This is a genomic window from Natronogracilivirga saccharolytica (assembly GCF_017921895.1).
GTDB classification, from domain to species: domain Bacteria; phylum Bacteroidota; class Rhodothermia; order Balneolales; family Natronogracilivirgulaceae; genus Natronogracilivirga; species Natronogracilivirga saccharolytica.
This window is the reverse complement of record NZ_JAFIDN010000001.1, coordinates 167506-191585: the sequence shown is the minus strand read 5'-3', so window position 1 is coordinate 191585 and position 24080 is coordinate 167506. Positions and strand designations below refer to the sequence as shown.

The following is a 24080-nucleotide window of genomic DNA, read 5'->3' as shown; positions in this document are numbered from 1 at the left end:
ATCCTTCTGAAAAAAAATGATATCATTCTGTCAGAATTAAAAATTATAAGCACATGAAAAAAGGCATTCATCCTGAATACAAGGAAGTAAAGGTCATTCTCAGCGATGGCAGTGAGGTGGTTACCCGGAGCACCATGAAAACCAAAGATGGTGTTTACAAAGCGGAAGTGGACTCTAAAAACCATCCGTTCTACATCGGCAGTCAGAAAATGATGAGTGCCGCCGGACGTGTAGAACAGTTTAATCGTCGTTTTGGCAAGAAAGCCGCCAAGAAATAATTATATCCGGCAGTAACTCTGCTGTTTACGGACATCTGGCTACAGGTGCCATCCATTTTCCGGCAGATTTGTGTGCTAATCAAGCACACGGGTCTGCCATTTTTTTTGCGGATCAGGACGGCCCGGCATAAAGTGCATTTTCAAACTGCCTGATTTCCGTTTTCCTGCAACATTATCCGGCACAAATTCCACAATGGTAGATGAAACGGTGCGCACATGTTCCAGCTCCATACTGAATCCAAAAAGGTCAGGGTTGCCCTCGTTTATATCATCAGGTTGCTTCAGCCCGTTTTGTGTGGTGTGCAAATCCATAATTCTTCCCAGATTGTTTTTGTAGCTGCGCCCCAGGAAATCTTCAAATAATTGCCTGCGGCCGTTGCGTATCTTTGACTCCTCTTTGCCTGCCGAAACCCATATGCCTGCACCGTACCCCTGATGGCTTCTCTGCAGTGCCTGCCCGTCAAAATGCCACATGGTTACTCCGTTCCGTGAATCTGCCATCAGCAGCCGGAACGGCTGAAAAGAGAGGTGCTTGAGGGGGTCCGAATCTGCAAATCGTTCCGCAACCTGGTCAGGTGAGGAACAGTCGGCTATTTCCGGTATGATAACCCCGCGGCTGGATGTATCTGAACCGGATGCGTGTTGGCGGCTCTGGTAGTCGTTCATGAGTGCAAAGGCAGCACCTGTTTCGTTGGCAGCGATCCAGGTACCTCCGGCCTGGCGGTCAACAGGCCATACACACTGTATTCCGCTGACATTGTGCTGAAGCGGTTCTGTGGATGACGGCCGGGATTTTTGCTCGTCACGGTTGGATGCCAGTAAATAAGAGCCGGCCCCGGTCGGTAAAAATGTAATTGTACACATCCGTGAAAAAATCCGTTATTTTAACGGCAACTGGCCGGGCCAGGTAACCGTAGAATTGAATTAAGCTTATATGAATCTGAAACTCCAGAAATTTGAAGGCCTGAATCCGTTTCAGGAAAATGCCTATCTCGTACATGATAACAAAAAGGCGCATCTGTTTGATCCCGGGTTTCACAATGCAGAAGAATGGGACAGACTGTTGCAGTATCTTGAATCCGTGAAGCTCGATGTGGAAGCGCTGGTAATCACACATGCTCATGTCGATCACATTATGGGACTGCAGCGGGCCATGCAGCTGTTTGAAGTACCGCTTTACATGCACAAGGACAGCTACATCTTTATTGAACAATATCCCCGGCAGGCCATGATGTTTGGCATGAACGCCGAGCCACTGGAGGTCGATCCGGTTTTTATTGATGCATCATGGACACTGCAGATTGGTTCATTCGAGTATGACTCCAGACACACGCCCGGCCATTCTCCGGGTCATCTGTCTTTTTACCATAAGAATGGCGGATGGGTTATTGCCGGTGACGCTCTTTTTGCCGGAAGTATCGGACGAACGGATCTGTTTGGCGGTGATTATGAGCTGCTCGAGGAGAGTATCAAAAAAAAGCTGTACACCCTTCCTGATGATACTGTAGTATGGCCCGGACATGGTCCCAACACAACTATTGGTTACGAAAAGAAGACAAATCCGTTTGTCAAGGGGCTGTGATTAAGCTGCCGGAATACGGGGTGATTTCGTAACCGGATTAAGCAGATTTTCAGATGCCCGGAAGTGTTGATACACAAGAGCAAATGCCTGCAGCTTCCCTTGCCTGCAACACTCATTCCATAAGATTTCTGATGCGTTCCATTTCCTTGCGATAGTATTCGGACCGGTGCGGCCTTGTTTGAACCAGCTTTTCAAAGGTTCTCAGAGCTTCATCGTATTTGTTTTGCTTTTCATATATCCTGGCAAGTGTTTCTGAAGCGATATCACCCACTTTTATTGAGTTTTCACCAAGATCAGGCTGCTCTGCCTCTTCCCGCTTATCGTCCGGTTCCGGCTGCAGAGTGATCTTCTTGTTCTCTGCCTTGTTAAGCTGTTCGATAAGCCGGTCAAGCTGAAGCGTCTGTGGGGAAGTATCCCCGGGTTCAGGAGCATCGGTTGTATCCGAATCGGGAGAAAACGGTTTCCAGGCCTTGAAATGATCCGGGTGGGTCAGAAAATAATGAAGATGTTCAAAAAAAGGACTGCCCGGAGCATAACATTTAGCCTTGAGCGCATAATGAATGGCCTGGTTATTTTGGCCATTGAGATGGTGAAGCCATGAGAGCAGAAAATAACCGACGGCATCCATACCCCGCTTTTTTAAATGATTTTCGAGATTGGAAATACCTTTTTCCGGGTCTATTTCAAACTGTGTAATGTAAGAGCTCAGGCTCTGGGGAATTTCAAAAGGTAGTCCTTGCATGATAGTATCTTAGGTTAATACCCTGAATATAGAAACAGCATGGATCAAAACAAAGATGCTGATATTACCATTCACCCATGGCATCGTTGAACATGCTGTCGGCCAGCCGCAGCATGGCTTCAAATATGGCCTCAATTTCCCCGTCTACGGGGTCTTCACTGGGGTCATATTCATAATTGCCGGTAAAATTCTTTTGCCATTCGGGCTCATCACTGCCAACATATTTATACGTTGCCTGAACCCCGATCTGCACCCGGTTCAAATCTGCACGCTGATCACCGGCGACGCTGAATGGTCTGTTTGAATAGGATGTAATGGTACCCTCAATAATGACATCTGCATTTTCAGGTGAATCGGTAAGCTGCAGACGGCTTTGATTGATAAACCGGTCAATCATGGCATCGTTCAGCTGGTCACTCAGATCACCAATACCACTGCCGGAGCGGTCTGAGAAAAAAGGAATGTATATCGTACGGACATCGGACGGAATGGTTACCCCGGTAAAACTGTAACGAATACATCCCGAAAGCAATCCTCCTGCGAGCAGAACAAGGATCATTACCCTGCCGGTGAATGACATACCCCTGGAAGTATTAAAGCAGTTCATATTGGTCTATTTTCCGGTATAACGTACGTTCACTCATGCCCAGTATTCTGGCCGCTTTCCGGCGGTTTCCGCTGTATTTTTCGAGTGCTCTTTTGATAAGAAATTTCTCAACGTCTTCCAGTGAGGGAAGATCCTCTTTGCCAAACAATGCTGCTGCATGCCGCTGGTCATCGGTCAGTTCCTGCAGGTTTTCTGTTCCGGAAGCATGATTCTCGCCCTCTCTGTTTATGTCATGATCCGCTGGTCCATATTCATCGTAAGGACCTTTATTGTGATTTTGCTCCGGCAAGTCATCGACATCATCAATTTCGGCATCCGAATAGGGAGCAACCCCGACCATTAAATCATTGATATCCTTGGCAGAAGCAGGTTTTTGGGGGTTCTGTGGATTTTCTTCACCCCGGGTGCCGGTATGCGCCGGAAGGTGTTTCGGAAGACCACCTTCCCTGAAAGTATGATAAAAAAGGGTGGCAATCATCCGTTTCATATCGCCCATCTCGTTTTTCATGTCGAGCAGAGCACGGTAGATCAGCTGCAGCTCGCGGCTCTCCGTTGCGGAAGCGGTTTGATGCTGATGCTGCTCATCGTGGTCAAAGAGCATGGGAAGATTATCCGCCGAACCAAGACTTTGTCTGCCTTTCAGATACTTTTTAAGGACATCCTCATTGACAAACTGGGATTTTTCAAGAACAACCAGCTGCTCAGCCACATTTCTGAGTTCCCGGATGTTGCCCGGCCAGCGGTAGGAAAGCAGCAGCTGCCGTGCCTCATCGGACATCCCCCGGAAAACAGAGTCGTACTTTTTGGCAAAATGGGAAACAAAATCACGGAAAATGAGCAGAATGTCGTTGCCGCGTTCCCGTAAAGGCGGGATGCTGATGGTAATGGTATTCAGGCGATAAAAAAGGTCCTGGCGAAAATCACCTGCCTCCACACTCTTCCACATGTCCTTGTTGGAAGCGGCTATGACCCGTGTATTCACCTTCCGGGGTTTACTGGAACCGACCCGGAAGAACTCCCCGGACTCCAGAATGCGAAGCAGCTTTACCTGCACATTTTTGGGCGTGTCTACAATTTCATCGAGAAAGATGGTGCCGCCGTCAGCCTGTTCGAAGTAGCCCATTCTGGATTCATGGGCTCCGGTATAAGCACCTTTTTCGTGTCCGAACAGTTCACTTTCGATAATACCTTCGGGTATGGCACCACAGTTGACGATAACCAGATTTTTTTGATTTCTGGGGCTCAGATCATGAATGACTCTGGCAATGACATCCTTGCCGACACCTGTTTCTCCATACAATAGTACAGTTATCTCTGTAGGTGCTACCTGCAGCACCTTGTCGAGGGCCTGCTTAAGTGCAGGAGACTCTCCTATGATTCCGTATTTTTTCTGAAGCTCTTTTCGATCCACACTATAAATGTAATAATTATTACGGCAATTTTAATGATATCAAATGTCCGTGGAACAGCTGTGCCACGATGACCGGCATGTTTGCATGTAATCCCCGGAAAGCAGGACTTTATTCAGAGTGCCACCGCCGGAAAGGGCGAGGTATCGGATAATAAAACTTTGCTGAGTGCCTTTCCCTTGAGTGTTGCCGAGGTGGCATCAAAAATTTCCACTTCAACATAATCTCCGGCTTTGCACACGCCTTTGTCAAAAATAACCATTTTATTCGTATCTGTCCTGCCCGAGAGCTGATCTTCCGATCTTTTGCTGGTACCTTCAGCCAGAACAATATGGCGCCGGCCTATTTCCTGCTGATTTAACTCTGCGGCAATACCGTGCTGCAGTGAGATGATCTCTGACAGACGCCGTTTTTTAACCTCTTCAGGTACGTCGTCTTCGTATTTCCGGTGTGCCAGAGTACGCTCCCGCTCGGAGTAGGCGAACATGTAGGCCATGTCGTAACGCACCCTCTCTATGATATCCAGTGTTTCTTCATGCTGTTCTTCCGTTTCGCCGCAGAAACCGGCAATGATGTCGGTAGAAAGTGAAACGCCCGGGATCATGGATCTCATTTTGTCGATCAGCTCCAGGTACGCTTCCCGTGTGTACGGACGCTTCATCCGCTCAAGCACGGTATTATTTCCCGACTGCACCGGAATATGGATATAGTTGCAGACGTTGTGCCGCTCACGCATCACATGAAGAAACTCATCAGGGAAATCTTTGGGATGTGAAGTCGAAAACCGGATTCTCATCTCGGGATTAATGAGACTGCAGCGGTACATCAGCTCTGCAAAATCCCGTCCGTTATGGTTGTAGGAATTTACATTCTGGCCGAGAAGTGTGACTTCCTTGTATCCTGCATCGCTGAGCTGCTGAAACTCGTCAATGACGCTTTCAACAGGGCGGCTCCGTTCGCGTCCGCGGGTGAACGGTACGACACAAAATGAACACATGTTGTCGCAGCCGCGCATGACCGAAACAAATGCGGAAACTCCGTTGCCCGTTGTGCGGACCGGCGTTATATCGGCATAGGTTTCTTCCTGCGAGAGGATGACGTTTACAGCTTTTCGTCCGTCTTCAACTTCGGCAAGCAGTTTGGGAATGTCCCTGTAGGCATCCGGACCAACAACAATATCGACAAGCTTTTCCTTCTCCAGAAACTTTTCGCGCAGCCGCTCGGCCATACAGCCAAGTACCCCTATAACCATGTCTCCGTTTCGTTTCTTTTTCAGGGACCGGAAATGATTGAGCCTGTTCCAGACTTTTTGCTCGGCATTGTCGCGGATAGAGCAGGTGTTTATAAATACAACAGACGCATCATCGGGCGTGTCAGTCGGTTTCATGCCGCGGTCAACCATGATGGAGTTGACGATTTCAGAATCGGCAAAATTCATCTGACAGCCGTAGGTTTCTATAAAAAAGTTACGATCTCGCAAAACGGGGTACCTTGTTTCGGGTGATACGGTAAACGTGTGATTGTGATTGCATTTCAGAAAAATGCCGGCCAGTAACATCGTACAAGCCTGTAAAATAATGACTTTGCCGCACTTTTACTACGCAGATCCGGCTCTGTAATTATGAAGGATTACGTCTGATCCTGCCCCGGAAAAAGTGCACCGGCTCTTACGTTCACTATTCGGAGCCCGGCCAGGTATCGGGCCTTTTTCGCCAGTCATTCAAAAACGCAACATCGCTGTGGCGTATTTTATCTTTCTCAAGGGCAACATCAACCAGTGTTGCATAATCGGTAAGTGTATGCATCGGTATGTTATGTTCCTTGATTTTTTCGTTGGAAACGTCGAAGCCATACGTAAATATGGCAAGCAGTGCGTCTACTTTGGCACCGACAAATTCCAGGGTTTCAACAACTGAGAGGGCAGAGGTACCGGTGGAGATGAGATCTTCAATGACAACGGTAGATTCGCCTTTGCGAACCCCGCCTTCAATCTGATTACCCATTCCGTAGGACTTGGCTTTTGCCCTGACGTAAGCCATCGGTTTGTTCAGCCGGTCGGCTACCCAGGCCGTGTGGGGAATTCCGGCGGTTGCGGTTCCGGTAACGACATCAATGTGTGAATAGTTATCGGTAATGATTTCCGATAATTTGCCGGCAATTTTCTTTCTCAGTTCCGGATAAAGAATGGTCAGTCGGTTATCACAGTAAATGGGGGAGTTCCACCCGGAAGACCAGACGAAGGGGTTATCCGGCCTGAGCAAGACAGCGTTTATGTCGAGGAGTTCTCCGGCCAGTTCCCGGGCAAATTTTTTGTCTGAAATCATAGCGCAAATCGGTTCTGCTGTTCGATTCTGTTATTACCGGGCTATGCTGATCCCCTCTCGATATTCAGCAACCTTGAACAGAATTTTTTATAGAACAACAAATATAATAAATAACAGACAAATTTGTGCATACATCCCGGCTACGATATCGTCAAGCAGAACACCCCAGCCGCCTTCGGTGTTTTGAATGGCTCCGATGCCGAGCGGTTTGAGGACGTCAAAAAAACGGAACAGGAAAAAACCAGCGGCAAAAACCAGAACATTGTATTCCCAACTCGTATAGACCGGGATGAAGAGAAATACCATGGCCTGACCGGCAAATTCATCAGATACACATTCGGCGGGATCGGGGCCGAGCTCTTTTTCAATTCCGTTGGCTGCAATAAGTGTTACCGCAGCGAAGAGCACGACAATCAGGAGCGGACCGAAAAGGGGGTGTATGAATTGCGAGGTGAGATAAATCAGCGGCAAGGCAGCAAGGCTTCCCCATGTTCCGGGAATTTTCGGCAAAAAGCCGATATAGAAAACACTTCCCGCTAAAACAGCCCAGTTAGACGTTTTTGGGTTCACTTTTAAATAATCTCCTGTTAATATAAAGGTATTCAATACCGGTATAGACGGTAACAATCATTACAAGATAGAAAAACCAACCCAATATCCCCGTTTCAAATAATGCCGTGGCGGCATCACCGGGCATTCCTCCTGCTTTTGATATGGCACCGGCCAGCAGTACTACATACAGAAATACCATTTGAACCAGCGTTTTAACTTTCGCCGAATACCTTGTCTGCATCGGAAATCCGATGTAATCTGACCAGATCCGCAAAGCCGTTATGACAATATCCCTGAATACAATTACCCCGATAACCCACCACGGGAACTGGCCGGAATCAAGAAACGGAATGCAGATAAAGCCGGCAAACGTCAGAAATTTGTCTGCAAGCGGATCGAGAAAAACCCCTGTATTTGAAGTGACCTCATATCTGCGGGCGTAATAGCCATCCAGATAATCGGTCAGCGCGGCTATGATGAAGACAATAAGCCCGAGCGCCGCCCAAAAAAATGCGTCCTGAAGATACATCAGCACGAAAAGGGGAGCGAGAATGATACGCAGGGCACTTAATATATTCGGTACTCGTTTCACAACGTCAAAGATAAAAAAGTTGCAACACACTGAAACAGAATATTTATGATTCATCCGGCAAGGTTATCAGTATTGTGAAAAGTTACCCATGGATCAATATGTATTCTGAATTTGCCGTTCGTTTGAAACGGGAGAAATCCTATTTTAGATTACGTCAGATTCCGGTCTTTCGCGGATAGTTATACATTTTCCGCTATACACCCCGGATCTGCTAAACGAACGAACCACACTATTTCAGGCCGTCACAATAACAGGCTTGCTTCAGCACCAAAATTTCTATGGCTAATCATTCAGCCGGTATCGTAACTATCGGTAATGAACTGCTCAACGGCGATGTCATCAACACAAACGCTTCCTGGCTGGGTCAGATCCTGCGTGGCATCGGCATTCCCTGTGAAACCGTACTCACGGTTTCAGACGATATGGAGTCTATCCTGAGTGCAGTAAATTATCTGTGGGACAATCATGATCTGGTGATTGTAACCGGCGGCCTGGGGCCGACGAGGGATGATGTTACAAAATCAGCTTTGCTGCATTTTTTTGAGGATCAGCCTGTTAGGGATGAAAACGTGCTTGCGCATGTAACAGAGTACTTCAGAAAAAGGGGGCGACCGGTCAGTGAGGTGAACCGCCAACAGGCAGATATACCATCCAGAGCCCGTATTATGTTTAATGATCTGGGCACTGCTCCCGGATTGCTCATGGAAAAGGATGACCGTATACTGGCGGCAATGCCAGGCGTGCCTTATGAGTTGAAGCACATAACGGAAAAACGTCTGATACCGCTGCTGGAGCAGCGATGGGAGAAAAAAGAACGCAGAATCAGCCAGAAGTACTACCGGACTACCGGGATCGGCGAAAGTGACCTTAGCGAACGGGTCCTGGGAGGGCTTGAAAAAGTTATCCCTGATACGGTTGATATTGCTTTTTTACCCCATCCGTCCGGTGTGGATATTCGCATAACGGAAATAAACGGAAGCAGCCAGGCTGCCTTTTCAGATTTTTGTGAATGGATTCAGCAGAAGGCTTCGCTTTTTATTTTTTCAGATGACTATCATGAAACCCTCGGCCGCAATCTGGTTACACTGCTGGCAGACTCAGGCAAGACACTCTCGTTTGCAGAGAGCTGCAGCGGCGGGTTTTTAGCCAGTTCCTTAACCGATGTGCCCGGCAGCAGCCGGTGCTTCAGGGGCAGCGTTATTGCATATGACAACGAAGTGAAGATAAACACTCTCGGAGTCAGTTCGGATGCCATCGAAGAACATGGCGCGGTGAGTGCACCGGTTGCACTTGAAATGGCCAAATGTGCCGGCAAGCTCATGCGTACCGACTATGCCATCAGTACAACCGGTGTGGCGGGTCCCGGAGGTGGAACAAGGGACAAACCGGTAGGAACCATCTGGATCGGATTCTGGGCCGGAGATGTTGAGCACTTTGCCTGCCGCTTTCATTTTACGACAGAAAGACTGGTGAACAAGGAGCGCAGTTTTGCTGCTGCCATGGATCTTCTGAGAAGGAATATCCGGGGCCTGCCGGGTTATCCGTATCAACCTGAAGTGGTCCGTCCATGATAGCTGTTTTTGTCATATCACTTTTGTCGTTTATGCTGCCGGTGTCAGAATCCGGACAGTATGCTGAAAACGCATTTTTCTGGACGGCACCCGGTGATACCATCCCGCAGGAGCCCGATGAGCCCGAGGCGCCCGAAGAGCCCGCGGATCCTCCGGATCGGGATGGTGTTCCCGCTGATGTGGATCGCGAAGAGCCCATGGATCCAGAAGGAATTCCGGATGAGGCTGATGTGAGAGAGGATCGAAGGGAACGGGACCGCCATGTCTATTATGAACCTGTCCAGCCGCTTGAAATGGAAGCTCCCGGTGCATTTGTCCGGGTAAGCAACGACAGTCTCAGCCGCTGGGAAATGTGGTCTGACCAGGGGGAGTGGCTGAGCAGGCAGCACGGCGTCATCTCTTATCAGCTGGGAGGGCTCGGCCGCAATGACGGCTTTCTGATCCGTGGCCACGAGTCACGTCATCAGCGGGTCTACCGCGACGGCATCCCCCTGAATGAACGCGTTTTCGGATCGGCCAACCGGAAAAGGCTGTCCCACTACAGCAGGCTGGCCACGGTCAATGAGTTCAACGCTCCGACTTACCATCGTACCGAGACCAGCACCAGGCGCTATCACGTATCGCAGCCCCTGACATTGATTAATTACGAACAAACTGCTTATGAATACCGCAGCACAGAAGGGTACCTGACCCAGAATATCACACCATCCACCAATATTTCCATTGCTTACTGGGGCAAAAATGAAAGTGAGGGCTACCGGAACAGCACGATGGGCGGGAGAAACGCTGAGGTGATTCTTTATCATTTTATAAACGACTCATGGCTGGTGGAGGGTGGTTTTATCTACAGCGGCCTGCAGATGGGAGAGCCTCACGGTTACGATATTGTGGATATGTTCACCTTTCCGTTCGACCGGTTTGAGGTCTTCCCGAATGAAACCACGGCCGAGTCATCCATGCGAAATTCCCTTTTCAAAGCAACGGCCTACCGGCGCGGCGATCCGGGTGAAAAAGCCACATCGCGGATATCACTATATCACGACCGCTACCGCCGCTTTCATTACGACAGTGCAGACAGTTCTTACATCCGCAACCATACCACAGGCCTGACTGCCCGGCATATTGAGCACGCAGGGCCGTTCGAACTGCAGGGAGACGTGCGGTCTGAGTGGACGGTAATAGACCGGGACCGTTTTCAGACTATGGACATCGACTCCTGGATCTTTTCGGAGGGTATGGTTATGGCCGGCCTGCCATTGCCGCGGCAATCCCGGCTGCATACATGGGGGCGTGCCGGATGGCGGACAGACGGGCATACGGATTATGAAATTGGCTCGCAGGTTACAATCCGGCTCTCCGGAAATCTCTCAGCAAGAGCTTCCTATTCAAGAGGCGAGCACATGCCTCAGGCAGGACATCTCTACTGGAACCGTGACCCTGTAAGAGGTGACGAGGATATCGGCAATGAAGTCGTCGAGCGCGCTGTCGCCGGCCTTCATCAAGGCAACGGCAGGTGGGATGCCGGTGTCGAGCTGCATGCCTCGCGATTCGAGCGACCCATTCTTGTGGATCAGGACAGTGTATTCACCCAGGCCGGTTCCTACGCCTCTGCAGGGGCAACCACCTGGATATCATTCAATGGTGACCGGATTGAGTTTTCACTGTCAGGAACATATCAGAACTATATTTCGGATGACGACCGGCTGGTAAATCAGCTGCTGGACCGCAGCGGGCACCGGATATGGGGAAGGGCATCGTTTTATTATAAAAATTATGTACTCGACAGTGCTTCCTATATCAAAGGCGGATTTTACCTCCAGGCCTCTCCCAACATCTACAGATCAGCTCAGTACTATCCGTCGATGGATTACTGGGATCCCAACTCCTGGCATCCGGCAGCGGAGGCAACAGAAGCCCAGGCACTGCCAGAATTTGCCCGGCTGGATCTGGATTTGACAGCCAGGGTAAGGTCGGTGATTTTTTTGTTCCGGCTGGAAAATGCGCTGGATAATTGGCTGCTTCCGGGCTATTTTGAGACGGCATACCACCCTATGCCTTCCACGCGTTTTCGATTCGGTATCCGATGGGTTTTGCGAAATTAATTGTAACAGGTGATGTAATCCGCACATGAGTTTTTCATACGTTGTCAAAGAGGGCTTTTCAGGATTTAAACGAACAAAGCTTGCCAGTTTTACATCGGTCACGGCACTGGTTGTGGCAGTATTGCTTGTCGGACTGATGGCCCGGTTCGGATATAATGCGTTTCAGGTCGTTCAGGCTCTCAAGCAGTCTGTCGAGGTGGAAGTTTTTCTTATGGATGTCGACGAGGACAGGACCGGTCGGATTGAAACCGACCTGCTTGCCTATTCCGTTGTTGAAAATGCAGAATACATAAGCAAAGATCAGGCAGAAGAGATTTTTCGTGAAGAGTTTGGCACCGAAGGCGAATCACTTGCCGATTTGAAGTTTCTGCCGGCCTCTTTCAAGCTGCAGCTGGCTCCGGATGCCTCTGCTTCTGATATCCGTTCAATGGTTGATGAAATTGAGCAATTCCAGGGAGTGGACGAGGTAGTGTTCAATCAGCAGCTGCTTGAAACTCTTGAAGACCGGCTCGAGCTTATGGCCATGACCGGAACGGGTATCGGAATTTTTATCTTGCTGACCGCCATAATTTTGGTATTCAACACCATCAGACTCACTATCTACTCCAAACGGAACATCATCCGGACCATGAAGCTGGTTGGTGCTACAAACGGATTTATCCGGAGGCCGTTTCTACTGGAAGGATTTATTCAGGGTGCCATTGCTGCAGTCATTGCGATTGGTCTGCACTGGGCTTTGTTTCAGTATATCATTCCGTATTACGTGCCGCAGTTTGGTGTCCTGGCATGGCCATTCGGTGAATGGTATTACCTCACCGGGGCAATGGCGGTGCTTTCTCTGATGATGGGGCTGTGGGGAAGCCGGTGGGCAACCCGAAAGTTCATCAGCCAGACCTCAATTACCTGATTTCGCAGCGGCTGTTTTTCCGGTTTCGGCAGGTGATGCTGCACTCTCTCTGTTCCGGGGACTTTTTTCCGTGCTCTCCGTGTTTTCGGCACACGTTTCCGGATCAAGACACGTGCCGTAAAAATGGAGGGAATGCCCGTCTATGTCGAAATCATGTATTTTCTCAAGCATGATTTTTATCTCCTGAAGGCGCGGATCACAAAACTCGATCACCTTTCCGCACTTTTTGCATATCATGTGATCATGCTGCCGGTAGGCATAGGCACGCTCATAGATAGACTGATTTTTACCGAACTGGTGACGCTGTACCAGGCCGCATTCCAGCAGCAGGTCAAGCGTGTTATAGACTGTTGCACGCGATACTCGGTAACCGATGTTTTTCATCCGGAAATACATATCGTCCGCATCAAAATGTCCGTCAGCACGATAGATCTCTTCCAGAACCATGAACCGTTCCGGTGTCTGGCGGTGCTTGTTTTCCTTCAGATACGTCCGGAAAATCTGCTTGACTTCATTAATGAGGTCGTCACTGGCGGGGTTAGCCATAATAAGTCGGTGGTATTATTTGGGAGTCCGGTTTTAAATAACGCTAAAAGAGAATATGGTAATATACCTTTTTTCAGGCATTCAGCGTGAACGTTCTGTTTCGATTTTTTGTAGTTACAGCAGCATTGTAGCTGGTATGGTATCAGTTGACAGTAGCCGTCGGAGACCGGTCCAGTTTCATAAAACCGGCTTTAAAACGTGACGCATATTCAGCACAGCTGATTTCAGCAATGCAGCACAATATATCTTCGGTGAGTGCTGTATAAAACCAATAACATATAAACAGCTTTAACCCATTCCTGAATATTTAAAAATCACGCAGGTTCGTATCTATGACAGTAAACAACAGCGTCATCACGGTGATGATCGAAATTCCCAAAGGAAGCCGTAACAAGTATGAATATGACAAGAAAACAGGGCTGATCAGTTTTGACCGGATGCTTTTCTCATCTGTCCACTATCCAAGTGATTACGGTTTTATACCGGATACCCTGGCTCTGGACGGTGATGCCCTGGATGCTCTTGTGCTTGTGACAGAGCCTACATTTCCCGGCTGCATGATCGAGGCCAAACCAATCGGCATGTTTAAAATGTGGGATGAAAAGGGCCCGGATGAAAAAATACTCTGTGTCCCGGTCAAGGACCCGCTCTGGAACCACATTAATTCACTGAGTGAAGCTCCTCCCCACATGCTTCATGAAATCGAGCATTTCTTTCAGGTCTACAAGGATCTTGAAGACAAAAAAACAGGGACCGACGGATGGTATGGCCTGGAAGTTGCTGAAAATATCATTCAGGACTGCAGGGACCGGTTCAAGAAGAGTAAAAAATCAGCCTGACGCAGATAACCTGTGATCTCCCTCTGAGATCACAGTTCACAAACTGGGCACGGAGTCGGAGTGTCTGGTTACTATTTCAAAAAGCGCTTCAACCGTCCGGTCCATTTCTTCCGGTGTATTGTACTTACCAAGACTGAAGCGCAGGGTTGATTTTGCCAGCTCTTCGCTCATTCCAAGAGCAAGCATCACGTGGGAGGGTTTGATGGTTCCCGAAGTGCATGCAGATCCATTGGAACAGCAGATACCTTCAATGTCCAGGTTTAGCAGCAGCATTTCGCCGTCAAGCGGTTTGTAGCCCGAATCGGTTACCGTTACACTCAGGATGTGCGGTATTCCGTTTTCAGGGTCACCGTTGAAACGGACAAGATCACCAAATTTTTCTGAAAGTCCGGAATAAAGGCGTTGGTGCAGATCCCTGATATGTGATATGTGATCACTCATTCCGTCAGCGGCAACTTCAAGAGCTTTTCCCATACCTGCAACTCCGGGCACATTGAGTGTCCCTCCACGGCGCCCGCGTTCCTGTGAACCGCCGTGCATCCAGGCTGACCATGGAGCGCCGCCCCGCACGTAGAGTGCACCGGCACCTTTGGGGCCATGGAATTTATGCGCACTCATCGAAAGCAGATCCACGCCAAGCTCGTCGACATTGACCGGGATTTTACCAACCGCCTGAACGGCATCGCAATGCATCGGCACATCGTGTTCTTTGCAGATGGATGCCAGTTCGGGGACAGGGTTAATGACCCCGGTTTCATTATTAACATGCATCAGGCTGACAAGAGCCGTGTCTTTGCTGATGACTTTCCGAAGTGCTTCCGGTGTAACTTTCCCGGTCTCATCAATGTCGGCAAAAATAATTTCATAGCCCATTTTCCGGGCATGTTCTGCCGGGTATAACACCGCATTGTGTTCGGTTCGGGCTGTGACAATCTGTTTGCCGGTGCGGTTCTCAAGCAATCCGAAAATGGCCGAGTTGTTGCTTTCGGTACCGCCGCTTGTAAATATGATCTCTGAAGACCGGGCACCGATAATTTTTGCAATTTTTTCACGCCATGTTTCAACGGCTACACTTGATTTGCGCCCCATGTGATGAATGGACGATGCGTTCCCGTAATCTGATTTCAGAAACGGCTCCATCGTACCGGCGACATGTTCATCAAGCGGAGAAGTGGCGGCATTATCCAGATATATGGTGTTCATGATTGATTCATGATTTAATAATGATGTGTAATTCTTTTATTTTTGAGTGATTTGTAATATACCTCAGCGGGTTTTTCATAAAGAATACATCATCATAGTATATTATCAAGGTGAAGTAAAATAACGGTTAAATCAAAAGGAATCATTCACAATGACAAAATTATCTCTTAAAGACCTGGACTTGAAAGGAAAGACGGTCGTTATGCGCGTTGATTTCAACGTACCGATTAAAGATGGCGTGATCGGTGACGACAACCGGATCAGACAGGCTCTGCCCAGCATAAATCATGTAATTGAAGCAGGCGGCAAGCTTGTTCTGCTGAGTCATCTCGGACGCCCGAAGGGTGAACGCAAACCCGAATTCAGCCTCAAGCCGGTGGCCGGTCACTTGCAGTCGCTGGTCTCCTGCAATGTGCATTTCGGTGAAGACTGCATCGGTGATCAGGCCCGAAAAGCGGTTGAAGCCGCGAAAGCCGGTGAAATCGTTGTGCTGGAAAATGTCCGGTTCCATCCGGAAGAAACCAAGAATGACCCCGGATTCTCCAAGCAGCTGGCAGAACATGGAGACATTTTTGTCAACGACGCCTTTGGAAGCAGCCATCGTGCGCACAGTTCTGTAGCCGGTATAACGGAGCATCTGCAGCCGGCTGCCGCCGGATACCTGCTGCAAAAGGAGATTGAATATCTTCAGAACAGCGTTGAAAATCCGAAGAGACCGTTTGTTGCCGTACTGGGCGGAGCCAAGGTTTCGGACAAAATCGGAGTGATTGAAAACCTGATCACAAAAGTGAATACCATTATCATCGGCGGCGGAATGACCTATACATTCTACAAGGCTCAGGGCCTGCCGATTGGCAATTCGCTGCTTGAGGAGGACAAGGTTGAGCTTGCAGGTACACTGCTCGAAAAAGCCAAATCCAATAATGTTAACATTATGCTGCCTGTAGACTCTATTGTCGGACGCGAGTTCAAGGAAGACACCGAGACCAAAACGGTAGCTCAGGACGGCATCGAGGATGGCTGGATGGCGATGGATATCGGTCCGAAGTCTGCTGAGCTTTTTGGCGATGAAATCAAGGATGCCAAAACCGTAATCTGGAATGGTCCGATGGGCGTTTTCGAAATGGATGCATTCGCCAAGGGTACCTTTGCCGTTGCAGGAGCTATGAGCACAGCTACTGAAAACGGAGCAATCACGATTATAGGAGGCGGTGACTCCGCATCTGCCATTAAAAAGGCAGGTCTTGAGGACAAAGTTTCCCACGTTTCGACTGGTGGCGGAGCAAGTCTCGAGTATCTGGAAGGCATTGAACTTCCGGGTATTGCCAGTCTCACAGATAAATAGCAGCTGCTGACTGGTGCCTGCAAAGGTTATCTTAACATGTGCCGGAAAAAAACACGCAATTGTGTTGATCCGGCACTTTTTTATCTTAAGCTTTCTCTGAAATCAACTGGAAAACATCCTTCCGGAAAAAAAGAAATACCAATTAAAACACTACTTATTATGGCCAGACAAAGAACATTGGCAATCCTCAAACCCGATTGTGTACGCAAGGGACTCATTGGTGAAGTGTTGCGCAGAATTCAGGACGCCGGCTTCACTGTCAAGGCAATGAAGATGACCCGGCTCACCAAGCAGACGGCGGGTGGTTTTTATGCTGTGCACAAAGAGCGGCCTTTTTTCGATGAACTGACGGATTTTATGAGCAGCGGCCCGTGTGTTCCCGTCGTACTCGAAAAAGAAAACGCCATTGAAGACTTCCGTGCTCTGATCGGAGCCACGAATCCTGCCGAAGCTGCTGAAGGGACGGTCAGAAAAGAGTTTGCAGACAGTGTAGGTGAAAATATTGTTCATGGATCCGATTCCGTTGAAAACGGAAAAATCGAAGCTGCCTACTTTTTTGCTGAAAGCGAACTTGTGGCCAACGAATCCTGATTTTTTTGTGTAACAATGCGGCCGGTTCTTTCTCCTCTTATTGACATGTCAGTTCAGGAGAAGCCGGTCCTGTTATAATTATTTGCTGTTGTTATCTATTATGAAGCGTTTACCCCCTGAGTTTGTTGCCAAGATCTGTCATGACATGAAGTCACCGGTCGGTAATGCCATGATGTATTCCGAGCTGCTTATCGATGATATCGAAAACCTTCAGTCGGAGCACAAGGATGCAGCAGACGATCTGGATCATCTCAAGCATTATTGCAGGAACATCCACCTGTCGTCCTCAAAGCTTATCAATACCATTCAGAGCTGGGGCTTTGCCTATCAGATTGAAGATGGTATTTATGAAGCATCGGAAGACAGGGTGCATGTGAAGAAACTGCTGGAGCAGACCATATCCGGAAATGAGATATTTATCAGAGGAAAGTCTCTGAATGTCAATTTAGAGTATGAAAGTGATGTAAATACCGTCAAAAGAGATGAGGAGCTGATAACGCTTGTTCTGGATAACCTGGTCACTTTGTTCTTAAGCATTGCCGGCAACAAAAAAACGATAGATATCAGGGTCAGTGATGATAACGGCAAGCTGCTGTTTCTTTTCTTTCCCCCGGAAACGGCATTCCGCTCCAATCTCATTGAGGCATTCTCAGGTGAGCAAACCATCAGCAATAACATGGTGCCCGAACAAGGCATTCTGAAACCGGGCGGTTATGCCCTTTTATTCGTAAATACGGCTCTCCGGTTTTTGGGTGCCGATCATGGCGTGGACCAGGAATCCGGAGCAACACCCTCATTCTGGTTTCGCCTGCCTTTGTCGTAATATTTCGTAACTGATAAGGGCGCTGCTTACCGAGGCATTAAGCGATTCCACATCATTGAGCATGGGTATGTGCACAAACATATCGCAATGCTCTTTTGTCTTTTTTCGTATCCCTTTCTCTTCACTGCCGAGCACCACGACCATCGGGATGTTGTAATCCTGATGCCAGTACGGATCTCCGCTCTCCATATCGGTACCAAGTATCCAGAACCCGGCTTTTTTCAACGTTATCAGTGCCTGATTCAGATTGACAACCCGGATTACCGGCATGCGCAGAATAGCCCCGGCGGAAGCTTTTAAAACGCCTCCCGACATGGGGGCCTGCCGGTGCTTGGGCACCATTACCGCATCTATTCCGCAGGCCAGGGCCGTCCGGACCACGGCGCCAAAGTTGTGCGGATCCTCGATTTCATCAAGGGCAAGTATTACGGGATTCAGGCTGATGTCCGATTGCTCAAGCCAGTCTTCCAGCTCGATGTAAGCAGCTTCACTGACAGAAGCAACCACACCCTGATCATTAACAGATCCGACCATATCGGCCAGTTTTTTCCCGGGAACGCGCTGAACCGGCACACGAGACGTGGAGGCCATATTCACAAGATCCTGGATTGCACGTCCCTGGGCATTATTGCGTATGTAAATTTTCGATATGTTGCCGGGCCGGTGTTCAAGCAGTTCATGAACTGCATTCCGTCCGTATACAAATTGCTCGGAATTCATGGATCGTTTTAATTTGCTTGATAGTTATTAAGATAGTTGCTAATGTAAGTTATTGCTGCTTTTAAATGATCGATTCCGGGAACCAGAACTGATGCACGATTAATCAAGATAACGATACCGTTACAGAGCCCCATGATTAAAAGAAGCAAAAAAACAGAAGATATATTCCAGCGCAGAAAGGTCCGGGATGTTTCGTTAACAGACGGAACAGAGCAGCCCGTCCGAAGTCTGAAAGGTGTTAACCCGCTGCATATCGGCGCCTCCGTCCTTATGATGATTACCGGCTTTTTTGCCATTTTTGTCTCCATGACCGAGCAGGTTTTCACTTTCTGGATATCATCCGTGCTCAGCCTGCTGGGAAGTATGAGTGCCATGGTGGGACTCTGGGTGTTTTATGAAACGGTGCGGGACAGAAAAAGCATGGATAATCTCGTAAAAAAGGCTATCATCCGTGTGATTCGCAATCAGAATTAATTTTTTAAACTGCTTGCCGGAATGGCATTTACCGGATATTTGTGATCATGAATTATACGGATGAGGAGCTGACCCGAATCAACACGGTGCTTGATTATCATGTTGGCAAAGATCGTGACGGAAAACCTTTAGCTGACCAGGTTCGCATACTGGAACACCGGAAACGCCGGTTTCTGTTTATCACCGGCATAAACATCCTGGCACTGATTTTTTTTTCATACTGGTTTTTCAGCGACATGACCGAACTGTCCTCATGGGTTTTCTGGGTATTGATAACCGTATTTGTACTCAACCTGGTATCAGTCAATTACCAGAAACGGCAGTTGCAGCAGGCCATCGAGTACCTGAACAGCCGCTGATGCAGCCGTCGGTGCATTTTTGGAAATTGCAAAATACCATTTGATACCGCATGTGAAACCTGCTATTTTTCTGCAACCTTTCACTTAGCCTGCATTTGTCAGATGGAGCCGAAATATATATTTGTAACAGGGGGAGTTACGTCGTCCCTCGGTAAGGGAATCATTTGTTCATCCCTCGGACTGCTTCTCGTTGCCCGGGGTTTTCGTGTAACCATTCAAAAACTTGATCCCTACATCAATGTGGATCCGGGCACGATGAACCCGTATGAACACGGTGAGGTCTATGTTACCGATGACGGAGCAGAAACCGATCTGGACCTGGGTCATTATGAACGATTCCTGGGTGTGCCGACGTCCCAGGACAACAATGTCACTACCGGAAGAATCTACTACGATGTTATTACCAAAGAACGACAGGGCGCTTATCTGGGTCAGACCGTTCAGGTCATTCCGCATATCACCGATGAGATAAAATCGCGGGTCAAGTCAATCGGTGATTCCGGAAATTTTGACATTATAATCGTAGAGATCGGTGGAACGGTAGGTGATATCGAGGGGCTGCCCTATATCGAAGCAATGAGGCAGCTCAGGTACGATGTCGGTAAAGAAAACACGCTCTCCATCCATCTTACGCTTGTCCCGTACCTGAAAGCGGCAGGCGAGCTCAAAACCAAACCGACCCAGCACTCGGTAAAAACCATTTACGAACTGGGATTGCAGCCCGACATCCTTGTTTGTCGTGCCGAAGTACCTATTGATGCCTCCATACGCAGAAAAATTGCCCAGTTTTGCAATGTTGATAATGAAGATGTGATCGCATCGCTGGACGCCCGCTCCATATATGAGGTCCCGCTTCTGATGAAGGATGAAGGATTGGACCATCGCGTCATCAAAAAGCTGCACCTGGACAGTTCCGACCCTGAACTGACCGAATGGAACCGGTTCGTCCAGGCAGTCAGTAAACCGGATTATACCATACGGATTGCCCTTGTGGGGAAATATGTCGATCATCAGGATGCTTATCTCTCCATTGTCGAAGCATTCAAGCACTCCGGAGCGGTAAACAACTGCGAAATTGATATCCAGTGGATATCCTCCGACTATCTGGATTCCGGAAATGTAAACACCCTGCTGGAAGGAGTGTCGGGCATACTGGTGGCTCCGGGTTTCGGTGCCCGCGGTATTGATGGAAAGCTTGTTGCTGTAACATATGCACGTGAAAACCGGATACCCTTCATGGGTATCTGCCTGGGAATGCAGTGTGCCGTGATCGAATATGCACGCAATGTGTGTGGATGGGATCAGGCCAACAGTACCGAATTCGACCCGGAAACCCCCTATCCCATTGTGGATCTGATGCTTGAACAGAAAAGCATCGATGAAAAAGGGGGGACCATGCGTCTGGGTGCCTATGACTGTTCATTGAAACAGGACTCCTTTTCCGGCAGCGCCTACGGGAAGCCGGTCATCAGCGAACGGCACAGACATCGTTATGAAATTAATAACAGATACCGCGAAGAGCTTGAGGCCAACGGTCTGATTGTGACAGGAGTCAATCCGGATAAAGACCTCGTTGAGATTGTTGAGGTAAAAGATCATCCGTGGTTTGTGGGAGTTCAGTTTCATCCGGAACTGAAAAGCACGGTCAAACAACCGCACCCGCTGTTTGTGGATTTCCTGAAAGCATCTGTTGAATACGCACGCTCCAACGGTCAACTGGACGAATTTACTGCGGTAATGAATTCTCACAATTCCTGAAATGCCGGTGGATGATGATATTCGGAATAGGGTGCGGGTCAGAGTAAATGGTCTTGTGGTCAGGGATCAGGCCCTGCTGATGGTAAACCTGCACTCGCCGGTAACGAATGAACTGATCTGGATGCCGCCGGGCGGCGGTCTTGGCTTTGGAGAAACATTGCACGGCGCACTTGTCCGGGAAATAAAAGAAGAGACAGGTGTTACTGTGGAAGCCGGACCTCTTTGGTATCTGCAAGAAGTTCATGCAACCGGCATCCATGCTGTTGAGTTTTACTTTTTTTGCCATTACAAAGCCGGTGAACCGGTTGCAGGCGTAGATCCGGAGTACAGCAAAGAGCAGCAGATTATCAGGGGTGCTGACTTTATCCCCTTTGACCGGCTCGGCCGCAGTGACATATTTCCCGAATACCTTCGAAACGGATTTGCTGAAGACCTGTCCGATCCTGAAAGACAAAAAGAATTGCCCGGGTTCATTTGACAGTTTTATCTTAATGCCCGGCCCAGCCGCAGCTGGAAGTCATTGTATTCCGGATTCCAATGCATTTTTTTGAATTTATATCCGTGCCTGAGTCCCAAAACAACCATCCCCGGATATATTGCCGGGAACGTGTCGTAATGAAGTTCCGTGAAACCCATAGCCGCAGCTTCACGCATCATTTCAAAAAGCAGTTTCGTGGCCACTCCCTGTCTGCGGTACAAGGGCGAGGTAGCCCCTTTAGCCGAATAAAAAATCCTGGGGCTTTGAGCATATCCGATTTTGAAACCGGCCAGCTCTCCCTGGCAGTGGGCAGTCAAAAAAATCAGCGGGTCATGATCCAGCCGGTTGATCAGGCGCTTCTCCCTGAAGACAAGGTTGTTGAGTTTTCTGACTTCCTTTATGAACAGAAAGCCGTCCCGGCTTATGGTGATTTCGTCAGCTACTTTTTTCCTCATGAATTTTGACCACTGCAGGCACGGAAGTATCTTTTACATCTTAATAAATGATTGCAGATGAGTTTTTGTTCTTTTTTTACCTTCTGCTAACCCATAATACATAATTTTTCTTTATTTCATGAATATCCGGATTCAGCAGATAAATGTTGTGGTCGGTGACATCAAAAGCAATGCAGACGCTGTACTCAGAGCTCTTGAAAAAGCCGAAGCTGACAGTGTGGACCTTCTTGTTCTGCCGGAGCTTGTTGTTTGCGGGTATCCGCCGATGGATCTGCTCGAAAGAAGATCATTTCTGAATGCCGTATTTTCCCAGAATGACCGGATCATCGAAAGTACCGGAAGCACAGGCCTGCTTTTTGGAACTGTTACCCCGAATGAATCCGGACACGGGAGGCCAATATACAACACAGCCATACTTGCACATCAGGGAGAAACTGCCGGCCGCGTTCACAAAACCCTGCTTCCGACCTATGATGTGTTTGATGAGTTCCGGTATTTTGAACCCGGAAACAATATCCACGTCACCGAATGGGCCGGTTTTAAATGGGGTATCACTATTTGTGAAGATATCTGGAACAATCAGAATGAGTATAACTATCATACTTACAAATGTGACCCTGCTGTCGAACTAAGGGAGAAAGGGGCACAGGTGCTCATTAACATCGCCGCATCCCCCTTCACCAAAAGAAAACCCGAGATGCGGGAAGATATGCTGGCACGGCATGCCCGCAGGCTGAACATTCCGGTCATTTATGCGAATCAGGTTGGAGCAAATACCGAAATTGTTTTTGACGGCATCAGTTCTGTATTCAGTGCTGAAGGCAATTTGATAACCAGACTGGCGACATTTGAGGAAGACCATGGTGATTTCACTTGGTCAGGGTCACCTGATATCAGTTATACCGGCTCCTCCGTTGCACCGATTCCCGGCACGGAAGAGCGATTGTTTCATGCGCTTGTGCTTGGTCTCAAAGACTATGTCGTCAAAAGCGGAATGCCGGACCGGGTGGTAATGGGACTGAGTGGTGGCATTGATTCTGCCCTGGCTGCCGTCATTGCAACCCGGGCTCTGGGAAAAGAAAATGTGATGGGCGTGACCATGCCCTCGGAGTTTTCATCATCAGGCAGTGTGACAGACTCTGAAGTACTCGCTTCCAACCTCGGGATACCCTTCTACGAATTGCCAATTGCCGATATATATCAGGCGTTTATCAGCACACTTCAACCCGTTTTCGGCGACAGCGAATTCGGAGTTGCAGAAGAGAACCTCCAGAGCCGGGCGCGCGGGGCGCTGCTGATGGGAATATCAAACAAATTAGGAAACATGCTGCTCAATACCGGTAACAAATCTGAACTTGCTGTAGGGTACTGTACCCTTTACGGTGACATGGCAGGTGGTCTTTCCATCCTTTCTGATATCTATAAAACCGAAGTTTATGCGATTTCCCGCTGGCTGAACGACCAGTTTTTCGGCCGTGAGATCATTCCGGAAAACACAATATCCAAACCTCCCAGTGCGGAGCTGCGGCCCGATCAGAAAGACACCGACTCGCTCCCTCCGTATGATATTCTGGACGGCATCCTCAAGGCCTATATTGAAGATCAGATGCCGGCAGAACACATAGTACAAAAAGGTTACCATGAAGAAACCGTGCGGGATGTCATCCGAAAGGTGGATGGCAACGAATACAAGCGCAGACAGGCTGCACCGGGTATCCGGGTGAGTTCAAAAGCTTTTGGCTCAGGCCGCAGACTGCCGATTGCGCAGCGATGGACCGAGTTAGGATAGCCGGCAGTATTTCTTTCGTTTTTCAGTCTTTAGC

Annotated in this window: 26 protein-coding genes; 14 read left to right on the top strand and 12 right to left on the bottom strand. The window is 48.6% G+C overall.

Annotated elements, in window-relative coordinates; all coding sequences use genetic code 11:
- Positions 1–53 precede the first annotated feature (53 nt).
- Positions 54–278, top strand: a complete 225-nt coding sequence (rpmE, locus tag NATSA_RS00815; RefSeq protein ID WP_210509459.1) for a 50S ribosomal protein L31 — start codon at positions 54–56, stop codon at positions 276–278.
- 75 nt (positions 279–353) lie between these two features.
- Here the strand turns inward: rpmE and NATSA_RS00810 are convergent, their stop codons facing one another.
- Positions 354–1142: an NRDE family protein gene (locus tag NATSA_RS00810; protein WP_210509457.1), complete on the bottom strand. Its 789-nt coding sequence runs from the start codon at positions 1140–1142 to the stop codon at positions 354–356.
- A gap of 70 nt (positions 1143–1212) precedes the next feature.
- Between NATSA_RS00810 and NATSA_RS00805 the strand changes: the two genes are divergently transcribed.
- A complete protein-coding gene (locus NATSA_RS00805; protein WP_210509455.1) occupies positions 1213–1860 on the top strand; it encodes an MBL fold metallo-hydrolase in 648 nt (215 codons plus the stop codon).
- Positions 1861–1972: 112 nt separating this feature from the next.
- Here the strand turns inward: NATSA_RS00805 and NATSA_RS00800 are convergent, their stop codons facing one another.
- The 7 genes from NATSA_RS00800 to pgsA all read right to left on the bottom strand — a co-directional run bounded on the left by NATSA_RS00800 (position 1973) and on the right by pgsA (position 8086).
- Entirely contained in the window at positions 1973–2602 is a 630-nt protein-coding gene (locus NATSA_RS00800; RefSeq protein WP_210509453.1) for a tetratricopeptide repeat protein, read from the bottom strand.
- A 64-nt stretch (positions 2603–2666) separates the two neighbouring features.
- On the bottom strand, positions 2667–3209 hold the full coding sequence (locus tag NATSA_RS00795) for an LptE family protein (protein ID WP_246481547.1): 543 nt from the start codon (positions 3207–3209) through the stop codon (positions 2667–2669).
- Entirely contained in the window at positions 3196–4620 is a 1425-nt protein-coding gene (locus NATSA_RS15650) for a sigma-54 interaction domain-containing protein (RefSeq protein WP_336244668.1), read from the bottom strand. The genes NATSA_RS00795 and NATSA_RS15650 overlap by 14 nt, the downstream gene beginning before the upstream one ends.
- 113 nt (positions 4621–4733) lie before the next feature.
- A complete protein-coding gene (gene miaB, locus NATSA_RS00785) occupies positions 4734–6176 on the bottom strand; it encodes a tRNA (N6-isopentenyl adenosine(37)-C2)-methylthiotransferase MiaB (protein ID WP_210509435.1) in 1443 nt (480 codons plus the stop codon).
- 118 nt (positions 6177–6294) lie between these two features.
- Positions 6295–6942: an orotate phosphoribosyltransferase gene (gene pyrE / locus NATSA_RS00780; protein WP_210509433.1), complete on the bottom strand. Its 648-nt coding sequence runs from the start codon at positions 6940–6942 to the stop codon at positions 6295–6297.
- Positions 6943–7029: 87 nt separating this feature from the next.
- Positions 7030–7512 carry a phosphatidylglycerophosphatase A family protein gene (locus NATSA_RS00775; RefSeq protein WP_336244667.1) on the bottom strand — a complete coding sequence of 161 codons (483 nt, stop codon included), beginning with the start codon at positions 7510–7512 and terminating at the stop codon, positions 7030–7032.
- Positions 7493–8086 (bottom strand): CDP-diacylglycerol--glycerol-3-phosphate 3-phosphatidyltransferase, encoded by a 594-nt coding sequence (gene pgsA, locus NATSA_RS00770; protein ID WP_336244666.1) that lies wholly within the window; start codon positions 8084–8086, stop codon positions 7493–7495. Before pgsA ends, NATSA_RS00775 begins: the two co-directional genes overlap by 20 nt.
- 278 nt (positions 8087–8364) lie before the next feature.
- Between pgsA and NATSA_RS00765 the strand changes: the two genes are divergently transcribed.
- The 3 genes from NATSA_RS00765 to NATSA_RS00755 are packed head-to-tail and all read left to right on the top strand — an operon-like array spanning position 8365 to position 12666.
- Complete coding sequence (locus NATSA_RS00765) at positions 8365–9657, top strand: CinA family nicotinamide mononucleotide deamidase-related protein (RefSeq protein WP_210509429.1); 1293 nt, start codon at positions 8365–8367, stop codon at positions 9655–9657.
- A complete protein-coding gene (locus NATSA_RS00760; protein ID WP_210509428.1) occupies positions 9654–11759 on the top strand; it encodes a hypothetical protein in 2106 nt (701 codons plus the stop codon). The genes NATSA_RS00765 and NATSA_RS00760 overlap by 4 nt, the downstream gene beginning before the upstream one ends.
- Before the next feature lie 25 nt (positions 11760–11784).
- On the top strand, positions 11785–12666 hold the full coding sequence (locus NATSA_RS00755) for a cell division protein FtsX (RefSeq protein WP_210509425.1): 882 nt from the start codon (positions 11785–11787) through the stop codon (positions 12664–12666).
- On the opposite strand, the gene NATSA_RS00750 is transcribed toward NATSA_RS00755, so the two are convergent.
- Positions 12655–13212, bottom strand: a complete 558-nt coding sequence (locus NATSA_RS00750) for a Fur family transcriptional regulator (RefSeq protein ID WP_210509423.1) — start codon at positions 13210–13212, stop codon at positions 12655–12657. The two genes, NATSA_RS00755 and NATSA_RS00750, sit on opposite strands and share 12 nt — an antisense overlap.
- Positions 13213–13544: 332 nt before the next feature.
- Between NATSA_RS00750 and NATSA_RS00745 the strand changes: the two genes are divergently transcribed.
- Entirely contained in the window at positions 13545–14051 is a 507-nt protein-coding gene (locus NATSA_RS00745) for an inorganic diphosphatase (RefSeq protein WP_210509421.1), read from the top strand.
- A 36-nt stretch (positions 14052–14087) separates the two neighbouring features.
- Here NATSA_RS00745 and NATSA_RS00740 read toward each other — a convergent pair whose 3' ends face one another.
- Positions 14088–15254 (bottom strand): cysteine desulfurase family protein, encoded by a 1167-nt coding sequence (locus tag NATSA_RS00740; RefSeq protein ID WP_210509419.1) that lies wholly within the window; start codon positions 15252–15254, stop codon positions 14088–14090.
- Between the two features lie 151 nt (positions 15255–15405).
- Here NATSA_RS00740 and NATSA_RS00735 point away from each other — a divergent pair, with 151 nt between their 5' ends.
- The 3 genes from NATSA_RS00735 (at position 15406) to NATSA_RS00725 (ending at position 18013) form a co-directional block, all read left to right on the top strand.
- Positions 15406–16599 carry a phosphoglycerate kinase gene (locus NATSA_RS00735; protein WP_210509417.1) on the top strand — a complete coding sequence of 398 codons (1194 nt, stop codon included), beginning with the start codon at positions 15406–15408 and terminating at the stop codon, positions 16597–16599.
- 159 nt (positions 16600–16758) lie between these two features.
- Positions 16759–17190, top strand: coding sequence for a nucleoside-diphosphate kinase (ndk, locus tag NATSA_RS00730; RefSeq protein ID WP_210509415.1), 432 nt, complete (start codon positions 16759–16761; stop codon positions 17188–17190).
- 145 nt (positions 17191–17335) lie between these two features.
- Positions 17336–18013, top strand: a complete 678-nt coding sequence (locus tag NATSA_RS00725; protein ID WP_210509413.1) for a HAMP domain-containing histidine kinase — start codon at positions 17336–17338, stop codon at positions 18011–18013.
- Here NATSA_RS00725 and rlmB read toward each other — a convergent pair.
- The gene (gene rlmB, locus NATSA_RS00720) at positions 17984–18733 is read right to left on the bottom strand and encodes a 23S rRNA (guanosine(2251)-2'-O)-methyltransferase RlmB (RefSeq protein ID WP_210509407.1); all 750 of its coding nucleotides are present in this window, start codon (positions 18731–18733) and stop codon (positions 17984–17986) included. The two genes, NATSA_RS00725 and rlmB, sit on opposite strands and share 30 nt — an antisense overlap.
- 132 nt (positions 18734–18865) lie before the next feature.
- Between rlmB and NATSA_RS00715 the strand changes: the two genes are divergently transcribed.
- The 4 genes from NATSA_RS00715 (at position 18866) to NATSA_RS00700 (ending at position 21802) form a co-directional block, all read left to right on the top strand.
- Positions 18866–19207 carry a hypothetical protein gene (locus NATSA_RS00715; protein WP_210509406.1) on the top strand — a complete coding sequence of 114 codons (342 nt, stop codon included), beginning with the start codon at positions 18866–18868 and terminating at the stop codon, positions 19205–19207.
- Positions 19208–19254: 47 nt separating this feature from the next.
- Complete coding sequence (locus NATSA_RS00710) at positions 19255–19566, top strand: hypothetical protein (RefSeq protein ID WP_210509405.1); 312 nt, start codon at positions 19255–19257, stop codon at positions 19564–19566.
- A 102-nt stretch (positions 19567–19668) separates the two neighbouring features.
- Positions 19669–21324 (top strand): CTP synthase, encoded by a 1656-nt coding sequence (locus tag NATSA_RS00705; protein ID WP_210509404.1) that lies wholly within the window; start codon positions 19669–19671, stop codon positions 21322–21324.
- Between the two features lie 7 nt (positions 21325–21331).
- Positions 21332–21802 carry an NUDIX domain-containing protein gene (locus NATSA_RS00700; protein WP_210509403.1) on the top strand — a complete coding sequence of 157 codons (471 nt, stop codon included), beginning with the start codon at positions 21332–21334 and terminating at the stop codon, positions 21800–21802.
- 5 nt (positions 21803–21807) lie between these two features.
- On the opposite strand, the gene NATSA_RS00695 is transcribed toward NATSA_RS00700, so the two are convergent.
- Positions 21808–22257 carry a GNAT family N-acetyltransferase gene (locus tag NATSA_RS00695; protein WP_210509402.1) on the bottom strand — a complete coding sequence of 150 codons (450 nt, stop codon included), beginning with the start codon at positions 22255–22257 and terminating at the stop codon, positions 21808–21810.
- 118 nt (positions 22258–22375) lie between these two features.
- Between NATSA_RS00695 and NATSA_RS00690 the strand changes: the two genes are divergently transcribed.
- A complete protein-coding gene (locus NATSA_RS00690; protein ID WP_210509401.1) occupies positions 22376–24046 on the top strand; it encodes an NAD+ synthase in 1671 nt (556 codons plus the stop codon).
- Positions 24047–24080 lie beyond the last annotated feature (34 nt).